Source organism: Streptomyces sp. NPDC058231 (genome assembly GCF_042882275.1).
GTDB lineage: Bacteria > Actinomycetota > Actinomycetes > Streptomycetales > Streptomycetaceae > Streptomyces.
This window is the reverse complement of the sequence record NZ_JBHVWN010000040.1, coordinates 68,828-78,536: the sequence shown is the minus strand read 5'-3', so window position 1 is coordinate 78,536 and position 9,709 is coordinate 68,828. Positions and strand designations below refer to the sequence as shown.

Sequence of the window (9,709 nt, the reverse complement as noted above, 5' to 3'; positions counted from 1 at the left end):
ACTCGTGGGCGGGTATTTTTTTTTAGACGTCACATGTACCCCGGCGCGTTTGATCACGTCGCCGGGCGGCCGCTCCGGGCCGGGCAGGGCCGCCCCTTCGACGTGCGTGTGCGCGCCGTGGCCGGCCCGGACGGCGTCGTCGTCCGGCCGCTACGGCTCCGCCCCCGGCGCACGGTCCGTGCGCCGGGGGCGGATGGCTGCCGGGGCCCCCGACCGCAGCGGATCAGGGGGGAACCGTCACGAACTCGGAGCGACCTTCGCCAGACCGTTGATGATCCGGTCCATCGCGTCGCCACCCGTCGGGTCGGTGAGGTTGGCGAGCATCTTCAGCGTGAACTTCATCAGCAGCGGGTGCGTCAGACCGCGCTGGGTGGCGATCTTCATGACCTTCGGGTTGCCGATCAGCTTCACGAAGGCGCGGCCCATCGTGTAGTAGCCGCCGTACGTCTCCTTCAGGATCTTCGGGTAGTTGTGCAGGGCCAGCTCGCGCTGGGCCGGGGTCGCCCGGGCGTGCGCCTGGACGATGACGTCCGCGGCGAGCTGGCCCGACTCCATGGCGTACGCGATGCCTTCGCCGTTGAACGGGTTGACCATGCCACCCGCGTCACCGACGAGCAGCAGCCCCTTGGTGTAGTGCGGCTGGCGGTTGAACGCCATCGGGAGCGCGGCGCCGCGGATCGGCATCGTCATGTTCTCCGGGGTGTAGCCCCAGTCCTCCGGCATGGAGGCGCACCAGGCCTTGAGGACCTCGCGCCAGTCCAGCTCCCGGAAGGCGGCCGACGAGTTGAGGATGCCGAGGCCGACGTTGGACGTGCCGTCGCCCATGCCGAAGATCCAGCCGTAGCCCGGCAGCAGCTTCTCCTGGGGGCCGCGCCGGTCCCACAGCTCCAGCCACGACTCCAGGTAGTCGTCGTCGTGGCGCGGGGAGGTGAAGTACGTACGGACCGCGACGCCCATCGGGCGGTCCTCGCGGCGGTGCAGACCCATCGCGAGCGACAGCCGGGTGGAGTTGCCGTCGGCGGCGACGACGAGCGGGGCGTGGAAGGTGACCGGGGTCTTCTCCTCGCCGAGCTTCGCGTGCACCCCGGTGATGTGGCCGGTCCGCTCGTCGACGATCGGGGCGCCGACGTTGCAGCGCTCGTACAGCCGGGCACCCGACTTCTGTGCCTGGCGGGCCAGTTGCTCGTCGAAGTCGTCGCGCTTGCGGACCAGTCCGTAGTCCGGGTACGAGGCGAGGTCCGGCCAGTCCAACTGGAGCCGGACGCCGCCGCCGATGATGCGCAGGCCCTTGTTGCGCAGCCAGCCGGCTTCTTCGGAGATGTCGATGCCCATGGAGACGAGCTGCTTGGTGGCGCGCGGGGTGAGGCCGTCGCCGCAGACCTTCTCGCGCGGGAAGGCGGTCTTCTCCAGGAGGAGGACGTCCAGTCCCGCCTTGGCGAGGTAGTACGCGGTCGTGGAGCCGGCTGGGCCCGCCCCGACGACGATCACATCCGCGCTGTGTTCGGAGAGGGGCTCGGTCACGGTCGGATCTCCTGAAGACTCGAAATCGCGTGCCGCGCGGCACATGTCCCGTGCAGTCTATGGGGGCCTGCTGATCAACCTCCCGAAGGGCTCCCCGATGTCCACCATGCCTTCTGCCGGCCCCCGCGTACAGCTGCGTGTCCCGACCGACGAGGACGCCCTCGCCTGGCACCGGGTCTTCGACGACCCGGAGGTCATGGAGTTCCTCGGCGGCCGGCCGGCGGAGCTGTCGCTGTACGAGGAGTTGACCGCCCGGCAGCGCAGACACGATGCGGAACTGGGCTTCTGTCTGTGGACGGTGCTCGACGAGGACGGCGAGGTCCTGGGCTTCACGGGCGCGCAGCCGTGGCCGCGGACCGAGTACGGCCCGGTGGGCGAGATCGAGATCGGCTGGCGGCTCGGCCGCGCGGCCTGGGGCCGTGGTTACGCCACCGCCGCCGCGCGCCTCACGGTGGACCGGGTGCGCGCGGCCGGAGTCGGGCGGGTGGTCGCGACGATCGACCCGCGCAACGCACGCTCGATCGCCGTCGCCCGGCGGCTGGGGATGGACGGGGCGGAGAGCTTCACGACGCCCCGGGCGGGGCAGGAAGTGCGGTGCTTCCGGCTCGGACTGGACGCCTGAACCGGACGGGCGGCCGGCCGGCGCGGTCCGAGGGCCGGGACGGCGGACGGAGGGCGTTCCGTCACGAGCTGTACGGGGCTTGCGGACGGCACCGGCCGCGAGCCCGGCCCGGCCGCCGGAGACCGCGTCGGAGTCAGGGCCGTACGCCCCGGTGCAGCGCCACCACTCCGCCGGTCAGATTGCGCCATGCCACCTTCGACCAGCCAGCCTTCTGCAGCAGCTCGGCGAGCCCCGCCTGGTCGGGCCAGGCGCGGATGGACTCGGCGAGGTAGACGTACGCGTCGGGGTTGGACGACACCGCGCGGGCGACCGGCGGCAGCGCGCGCATCAGGTACTCGGTGTAGACCGTGCGGAACGGCGCCCAGGTCGGCTGCGAGAACTCGCAGATCACCACACGGCCGCCCGGCTTGGTCACCCGGTGCAGCTCGCGCAGCGCCGCTTCCGTGCCCTGCACGTTGCGCAGTCCGAAGGAGATCGTCACCGCGTCGAACGTCTCGTCGCGGAACGGCAGCTTCGTGGCGTCGCCCGCGGTGAAGGGCAGCCAGGGGTGGCGCTGCTTGCCGACGCGCAGCATGCCGACGGAGAAGTCGCACGGCACGACGTAGGCGCCGGTCGCGGCGAACGGCAGCGAGGACGTCGCCGTCCCCGCGGCGAGGTCGAGGACCTTCTCCGCCGGGCGGGCGTCCACCGCCCTGGCGACCTCCCTGCGCCACAGCCGGTCCTGGCCGAGCGACAGCACGTCGTTGGTGAGGTCGTAGTTCGCCGCCACGTCGTCGAACATCGAGGCGACTTCGTGCGGCTGCTTGTCCAGGGATGCTCGGGTCACCCACCCATTCAAGCAGCCCGGCCCATCTCACCTCGCGCCGGTCGTGCGCAACGAGGGGTTGGTGGGCGCCGCGGGGCCCGTCCGCTCCGCGGCTACCGCCGCCGGTACACCAGCCGCCCGCCCAGCACCGTGGCCACGCACGCCGCCGCCCCCGCCGCGCACAGCGTCCGCTCGTCGGGTACGTCGAAGACGGCGAGGTCGGCGCGCCCGCCGACCACGAGCGGGCCGTGCACCGTGCCGGGCAGGTCGTGGCCCTCCACGAACGGGTCCAGGCTCGGTTCGCCGGTCAGGACACCGGGGGCGCCGAGGGCCGGGACCTCGGTCAGCCCCGCACGGTCCACGGCGGTGCGTACGGCCGGGTCGTGGAACCGGCCGGCGAGGTGCGTGGTGCCGTGCCGCAGCATCCGCTGCAGCCCGCGCCGTACGCTGCCCGCCCGCCGCGCCGTGTCCAGCTCCGGCGCCAGCCGGGCGAACGCCTCGCCCCACAGCGGCTGTCCGCCGAGTTCGTCCGCCTCGCGCGGGTCGGGGTGGTAGCAGCGGGTCAGCAGCCGGACGGCGTGCCACTGCCGGAGACCGGGGGTGAGGACCCCCGGCCACTGGCGGACGCGGGCCGCCGGATGGGCGGCCACGATCTCCTCGTACGGCCCGAGGGCGACGATGCGGTCGCCGTCCACGGCGACCGCGCCGTGCCTGACGGCCGCCGCGCCGACCGGAAGAACCAGCGGCGCGGCGTGAACGGTCAGCAAACCGGCCTCAGTTGGCGTTGAGGAGCTTCAGCTCCGGGTGCGCGGTGCCGCCCTCGATCGCGGTGGACGAGATGTGCGAGGCGACGCGCTCGTCGACCGGGTCGTTCGCCGGGTCGTCGTGGACGACGATGTGCTCGTACGTCGTGGCGCGCTGCGCCGGTACCCGGCCCGCCTTGCGGATCAGGTCGATGATCTCCAGCCGGTTGGAGCGGTGCTTGGCGCCGGCCGAGGAGACGACGTTCTCCTCCAGCATGATCGAGCCGAGGTCGTCCGCGCCGTAGTGCAGCGACAGCTGGCCGACCTCCTTGCCGGTGGTCAGCCAGGAGCCCTGGATGTGCGCCACGTTGTCCAGGAAGAGCCGGGCGATGGCGATCATCCGCAGGTACTCGAAGAGGGTGGCCTGCGTCCGGCCCTTCAGGTGGTTGTTCTCCGGCTGGTACGTGTACGGGATGAACGCCCGGAAACCACCCGTCCGGTCCTGCAGGTCGCGGATCATCCGCAGGTGCTCGATGCGCTCGGCGTTGGTCTCGCCGGTTCCCATCAGCATGGTGGAGGTGGATTCGACACCGAGCCGGTGCGCCGTCTCCATGATCTCCAGCCAGCGCTCGCCGGACTCCTTGAGCGGGGCGATCGCCTTGCGCGGCCGGGCCGGCAGCAGCTCGGCGCCGGCGCCCGCGAAGGAGTCGAGGCCGGCGGCGTGGATCCGCTGGATGGCCTCCTCGACGGAGACCTTGGAGATCCGGGCCATGTGCTCGATCTCGGAGGCGCCCAGCGAGTGGATCACCAGCTGCGGGAACGCCTTCTTGATCGCGGCGAAGTGTTCCTCGTAGTACTCGACGCCGTAGTCCGGGTGGTGGCCGCCCTGGAACATGATCTGCGTGCCGCCGAGTTCGACGGTCTCCGCGCAGCGGCGCAGGATGTCGTCGAGGTCGCGGGACCAGCCCTTGGCGGTGTCCTTCGGCGCGGCGTAGAAAGCGCAGAACTTGCAGGCCGTGACGCACACGTTGGTGTAGTTGATGTTGCGCTCGATGATGTACGTCGCGATGTGCTCCGTACCGGCGTACCGGCGGCGGCGCACGGCGTCGGCCGCCGCGCCCAGCGCGTGCAGCGGCGCCGACCGGTAGAGGTCGAGGGCCTCCTCCGGAGTGATCCGGCCGCCTTCGGCGGCTCGGTCGAGGATGGGCTGGAGGTCGGCCTTCTCGGTCACCGGGCTGTCACCTTTCGGCGGTTTTTCAACGGATCTACGGACGGTTCAGCCTACGCCAGCCCCTTCCGGGGTCACGGCCTCCCCCACTCCCTGCCGCGGAGGGCCCGTCAGCCGCCGGACCGGCTGAGCGTGCCGTACGGAAGTCCCGCGCCCCGCTCCTCGGACCGGAAGCGGAGCGTGCCGTCGTCGGCGAGGGTGAAGACGACATCGGTGGTGGTGTCGGTGCACAGCCCGGCGGTGCCGGGGCGGTCCGGGTCGGCGCGCTCCCGGAGCGTCAGTTCCTCGGCGGTGCCGGAGGAGAGCCGCGCGATGCTGTTGCAGCTGACGGTCACTCCGAGGGTGGAGACGGTCGTGTTCATGCGGACCACGTCCGTGCCCTTCTTCCCTTCGGTGAACACCGCGGTGAGGGTGCCGTGCGGCGCCCCGGTGGTCTTCTCCGTCAGCGGCCCCTTCCAGGTGCCGACGAACGTCCGGGGCAGCGCGGTCACCCGGTCGGTGCCGCCGGGCACCTGGCCGTCCGCCGGGGCGGAGGGCCCGGTGGACGACGTGCCGGGCGCGGGCTGGGCGACGCTGCCGTGGTCCGTGTCGCCGCCGCCGGTGCCCGGCAGCAGGTCGAGGAGGAAGGCGCCGCCGACGGTCACGGCGGCGAGCGCGCCCGCCACGGCGAGGGCGACGGTGCAGCTGAGACTGCGGCCGCGGTTCGGGCCGGCCGGTCCCGAGTCCGCGCTGACGGTGACGGAGACCCGCGGGTCGGAGGTCCGGGGGCCGGGCAGTCCGGGGCTGCTTCCCTCCGCCCCGGACTGCCAGAACGTCCGCGCCGCCGGGGCCGGTTCGACGGGCGGCCCGAACACGCCGAGCGCGGCGCCGTCGCCCGCGGGGCCGCCGGCGTCGAGCGAGGGGTTGCTGAACGGCACCGGGCCCGACTGCACCGGCGCCTCCTGCGGCTCCAGGTCCAGCAGCGCCACCGCCGAGCGGCTGACCTCGCGCACCAGTGGTCCGGGCAGCCAGCCCGCCGCCACCAGCGCGGCCGCTCCGTCCGGCGCCAGCCGCCGGGCGAGTTCCGTCGGGGTGGGCCGCAGGCCCGGGTCCTTCGCCAGGCAGCCGGCGATCACCTCCCGCAGCTCGCCCTCGATGTCGCCGAGTTCCGGTTCCTCGTGCACCACCTTGTAGAGGAGCACCGCGGAGGAGTCGCCGAGGAAGGGGGCGGCGCCCGTCGCCGCGTACGCGAGTACCGCGCCGAGCGAGAAGACATCGGCCTCGCCCGAGATGTCCAGGCCCCGGATCTGCTCGGGTGCCATGTAGCCGGGCGAGCCGACCGAGACCCCGGTGGAGGTGAGCGAGGCGGTGGCGTCGATGGCGCGGGCGATGCCGAAGTCGATCAGCCGGGGGCCGTCGAGGGCGAGCAGGACGTTGGACGGCTTCACGTCACGGTGGATGAGTCCCTGGCCGTGCACGGCGGCCAGCGCCTCCGCGAGCCCGGCACCCAGGGTCCGTACCGACTGTTCGGGCAGCGGACCGTGCTCGGTGACCGCGGCCGACAGCGGCGGCCCGGCGACGTAGCCGGTGGCCACCCACGGCACGGGTGCGTCCGGATCGGCGTCCAGCACGGGCGCCGTCCACTGCGCCCCGATCCGCCGGGCCGCGTCCACCTCGCGCCGGAACCGGGCGCGGAACTGCTCGTCGAGTGCGAAGTGCGGATGGACGACCTTGACCGCGACGGTGCGCCCTCCGGCGCTGCGTCCCAGATAGACCCGGCCCATGCCGCCCGCACCGAGCCGGCCGAGCAGCCGGTAGGCGCCGATGGTGAGCGGTTCGCCGGCTTCCAGCGGCTGCATGCGGACTCCCCCTGTGGACCGGCCGGACCTCGATCCGAAGCCTAGGGGGCGGAGGTCGTGCGCTCACAGAGAAACCATCCACCGATTTCGCCCCTATCGGAACGAACCGCGGTTTTCGACACCGTGAAAGGCGTGAATGCGTCGTTCCCCGGAACGAATCCGGGAGTCGACCGGGACCCGCCCCGGACGCCATCCCCTATTCGGGATACGGCGTGCGGGGCGTCCGGCCGCGGCATTCGCGGCATTCGCCGGAAAGGAATCCGCGGGATGACGCGATAAACAACGGCGGGGGCGCGGAGAAGCCCGAAAAAGGTTCAGGATTCACCTATATCTTCGGCCTTTCCCCGCGCACACCGCCCGGCGCCGGACCGGCCGTGGATCAGTGGTCGAGCAGCTCGACGTCCACGTCCGCCGGGAAGCCGGTCGTGGCCCCGGTCCGGCGGGCGAACTCGCGCACGCCCGACAGCTGGGCGGGACCGAAACGGAAGTCCAGCGTCGTGAAGTACCGCTCCAGCAGCTCCGCGTCGAAGACCTCCCAGCGCGCCGCCGTCTCCGCGACCTTGGCGACCTCTTCGAGGGACAGGTCGCGCGAGGCGAGGAACGCCCGGTGCACCTCCTCCACCATGGCCGGGTGCTCGGCCAGGTAGTCCTTGCGGGCCGCCCAGACGGCGAAGACGAACGGCAGCCCCGTCCACTCCTTCCACATCTGCCCCAGGTCATGGACCTGCAGACCGAGCCGCGGCGCGTCGTGCAGCGAGGCGCGCAGTGCGGCGTCGCCGATCAGTACGGCGGCGTCCGCCTCCTGCATCATCACGCCGAGGTCGGGCGGGCAGGTGAAGTAGTCCGGGGTCACCTCGTACCGCTCGGCGAGCAGTAGCTGGGCGAGGCGTACGGAGGTGCGCGAGGTCGAACCGAGCGCCACCCGTGCGCCGTCGAGCTGCTCCAGCGGCAGCTGCGAGACGATCACGCACGACATGACGGGCCCGTCGCAGCCGACCGCGATGTCGGGGAAGGCGACGAGCTGATCGGCGTTGCGCAGGTACTCGACGAGAGTGATGGGCCCGATGTCGAGGTCACCGCGTACCAGCTGCTCGCTGAGCTTCTCCGGGGTGTCCTTCGACAGCTCCAGGTCGAGCAGGGTCCCGGTCCGTGCCAGGCCCCAGTAGAGAGGGAGGCAGTTCAGGAACTGGATGTGGCCGACGCGCGGCCTGCTGCGACGGTCGTCGCCTGCTGCGGGAGAGACGGTTGAATTGTCCACATCGCGAGGCTAGACCTGTACGGGGATCCGCCTGCCACCGGGGCTCGGGGCCCGCCCCCCGGAGCGCGTCCCGCCCCACCCCCGAAAGTCCGCCCGACACGCCCCAGAGCCGGTTCCGCGGACGCCTCCGCACCACCCGGACGACACCTCCGGGACACCCTCGGACCCCCGTCCCGGCAGGCTCCTCGGCGCGGCAATCAAACATCCGAGTGAAGTGATCTTTCCCTCTACCCTTCCGCGCACACTGCATGCTAGGCTCGGCGCCAAGTTGCAGTTTGGTTTCCCTTGCAGTACAGAGCCTGCGGAGCATGTAACCCGCAGGCTTTTGTAGTTTTCAGACTTCTTTGCAGGTTCTGGAGCAGGGCAACCCTTTGGCCCAAGGAGGGCTTATGGCTACCGGAACCGTCAAGTGGTTCAACGCTGAAAAGGGCTTCGGCTTCATCGCCCAGGACGGCGGCGGCCCGGATGTCTTCGTCCACTACTCCGCGATCAACGCGTCCGGGTTCCGCTCCCTCGAGGAGAACCAGGTCGTGAACTTCGACGTCACTCAGGGGCCGAAGGGCCCGCAGGCTGAGAACGTCAGCCCGGCCTAGTTGCCCGGGTCGGCCGATCGCGGCCGGCATGCAGTACCCAAGGAGCCCCGCTCCTCCGCCTCGGCGGAGGAGCGGGGCTCCTGCCTTTCCCTCCTGGCCGATCCCTTCCCCTCCGCCTCACCGAGGTGCTTGACCTTGACACCGTGTGAAGCCGTGCACTGGGAGACGCCATGTTCACCATCGGAGACTTCGCCAGGTACGGACGCGTGTCGGCCCGGATGCTGCGCCACTACGACGCCGTCGGCCTGCTGACTCCCGACCGCACCGACCCCGCCACCGGCTACCGCTTCTACGGCGCCGCCCAGCTCGCCCGTCTCAACCGCATCATCGCTCTGAAGGATCTCGGCTTCACGCTCCAGCAGGTGCGGGCAGTCCTCGACGAGCAGGTCGGCTCCGAGGAGCTGCGCGGAATGCTGCGCCTGCGCCATGCGGAGCTGGCGGCCGCCATGGCGGAAGCGGCGGCACGGCTGGCACAGGTCGAGGCGAGGCTCCGGTCGATCGAGAGCGAGGGGCGCATGCCCACCGACGAGGTTGTGATCAAGAACGTTCCGGCCGTACGCGTGGCGGAGCTGACCGGGACGGCGGCGAGCTACCGGCCGCAGGACATCACTCCGGTGATCGGACCGCTGTACGACCGGTTGTTCCCGCTGCTGGAAGCGGCCGGCGTCAGGCCCACCGGGCCCGGCGTCGCGCGGTACGAGGACGCACCGGACGGCGCTGGCACCATCGTCGTGCACGCCGGGGTCACGGTCTCCGCACCGGCCGGACCGGTCGGTGACACCGGTGTCACGGTGGTGGAGCTGCCCGCGTTCGAGGCGGCGACCATCGTCCACCGCGGTTCGATGGACGGGGTCCTCGCCACCGAGCAGACGCTGGCCCGCTGGCTGGACACCCACGGGTACCGGTCGCTCGGTTACACCAGGGAGATCAACCTGGAGTGCCCCGAGGACCGGGCGGACTGGGTGACGGAGCTCCAGGAGCCGGTCGCCAGGGTCTGACCGCTCCGGGACGGACCACGACAGCGGTACGGGGAACGGCAAGGGTGCGGGGACGTGGGACCGGGCGGTCCGCGTCCCCGCACATCCGCGTACGGAGCACCCG

Annotated in this window: 9 protein-coding genes; 3 read left to right on the top strand and 6 right to left on the bottom strand. The window is 71.7% G+C overall.

The genetic code is table 11. From position 1 onward, the window contains the following. Positions 1–237: 237 nt before the first annotated feature. Positions 238–1,521: a geranylgeranyl reductase family protein gene (locus ACFVXE_RS24630; RefSeq protein WP_389674145.1), complete on the bottom strand. Its 1,284-nt coding sequence runs from the start codon at positions 1,519–1,521 to the stop codon at positions 238–240. Between the two features lie 97 nt (positions 1,522–1,618). Here ACFVXE_RS24630 and ACFVXE_RS24625 point away from each other — a divergent pair, with 97 nt between their 5' ends. Further along, positions 1,619–2,143: a GNAT family N-acetyltransferase gene (locus ACFVXE_RS24625; RefSeq protein ID WP_389674157.1), complete on the top strand. Its 525-nt coding sequence runs from the start codon at positions 1,619–1,621 to the stop codon at positions 2,141–2,143. Positions 2,144–2,276: 133 nt separating this feature from the next. On the opposite strand, the gene ACFVXE_RS24620 is transcribed toward ACFVXE_RS24625, so the two are convergent. The 5 genes from ACFVXE_RS24620 to ACFVXE_RS24600 all read right to left on the bottom strand — a co-directional run bounded on the left by ACFVXE_RS24620 (position 2,277) and on the right by ACFVXE_RS24600 (position 8,015). Next, entirely contained in the window at positions 2,277–2,969 is a 693-nt protein-coding gene (locus ACFVXE_RS24620; RefSeq protein WP_389674143.1) for a demethylmenaquinone methyltransferase, read from the bottom strand. Between the two features lie 92 nt (positions 2,970–3,061). After that, complete coding sequence (locus ACFVXE_RS24615) at positions 3,062–3,715, bottom strand: hypothetical protein (RefSeq protein WP_389674142.1); 654 nt, start codon at positions 3,713–3,715, stop codon at positions 3,062–3,064. 7 nt (positions 3,716–3,722) lie between these two features. After that, positions 3,723–4,922, bottom strand: a complete 1,200-nt coding sequence (gene mqnC / locus ACFVXE_RS24610; RefSeq protein ID WP_389674140.1) for a cyclic dehypoxanthinyl futalosine synthase — start codon at positions 4,920–4,922, stop codon at positions 3,723–3,725. A gap of 107 nt (positions 4,923–5,029) precedes the next feature. Then, positions 5,030–6,757, bottom strand: coding sequence for a serine/threonine-protein kinase (locus ACFVXE_RS24605; protein ID WP_389674138.1), 1,728 nt, complete (start codon positions 6,755–6,757; stop codon positions 5,030–5,032). Positions 6,758–7,136: 379 nt separating this feature from the next. Continuing rightward, positions 7,137–8,015, bottom strand: coding sequence for a menaquinone biosynthetic enzyme MqnA/MqnD family protein (locus ACFVXE_RS24600; RefSeq protein ID WP_389674136.1), 879 nt, complete (start codon positions 8,013–8,015; stop codon positions 7,137–7,139). 389 nt (positions 8,016–8,404) lie between these two features. Between ACFVXE_RS24600 and ACFVXE_RS24595 the strand changes: the two genes are divergently transcribed. Both ACFVXE_RS24595 and ACFVXE_RS24590 read left to right on the top strand, forming a co-directional pair. Beyond that, the gene (locus ACFVXE_RS24595) at positions 8,405–8,608 is read left to right on the top strand and encodes a cold-shock protein (RefSeq protein ID WP_037693088.1); all 204 of its coding nucleotides are present in this window, start codon (positions 8,405–8,407) and stop codon (positions 8,606–8,608) included. A 170-nt stretch (positions 8,609–8,778) separates the two neighbouring features. Further along, complete coding sequence (locus ACFVXE_RS24590; protein WP_389674135.1) at positions 8,779–9,606, top strand: MerR family transcriptional regulator; 828 nt, start codon at positions 8,779–8,781, stop codon at positions 9,604–9,606. Positions 9,607–9,709: the final 103 nt, after the last annotated feature.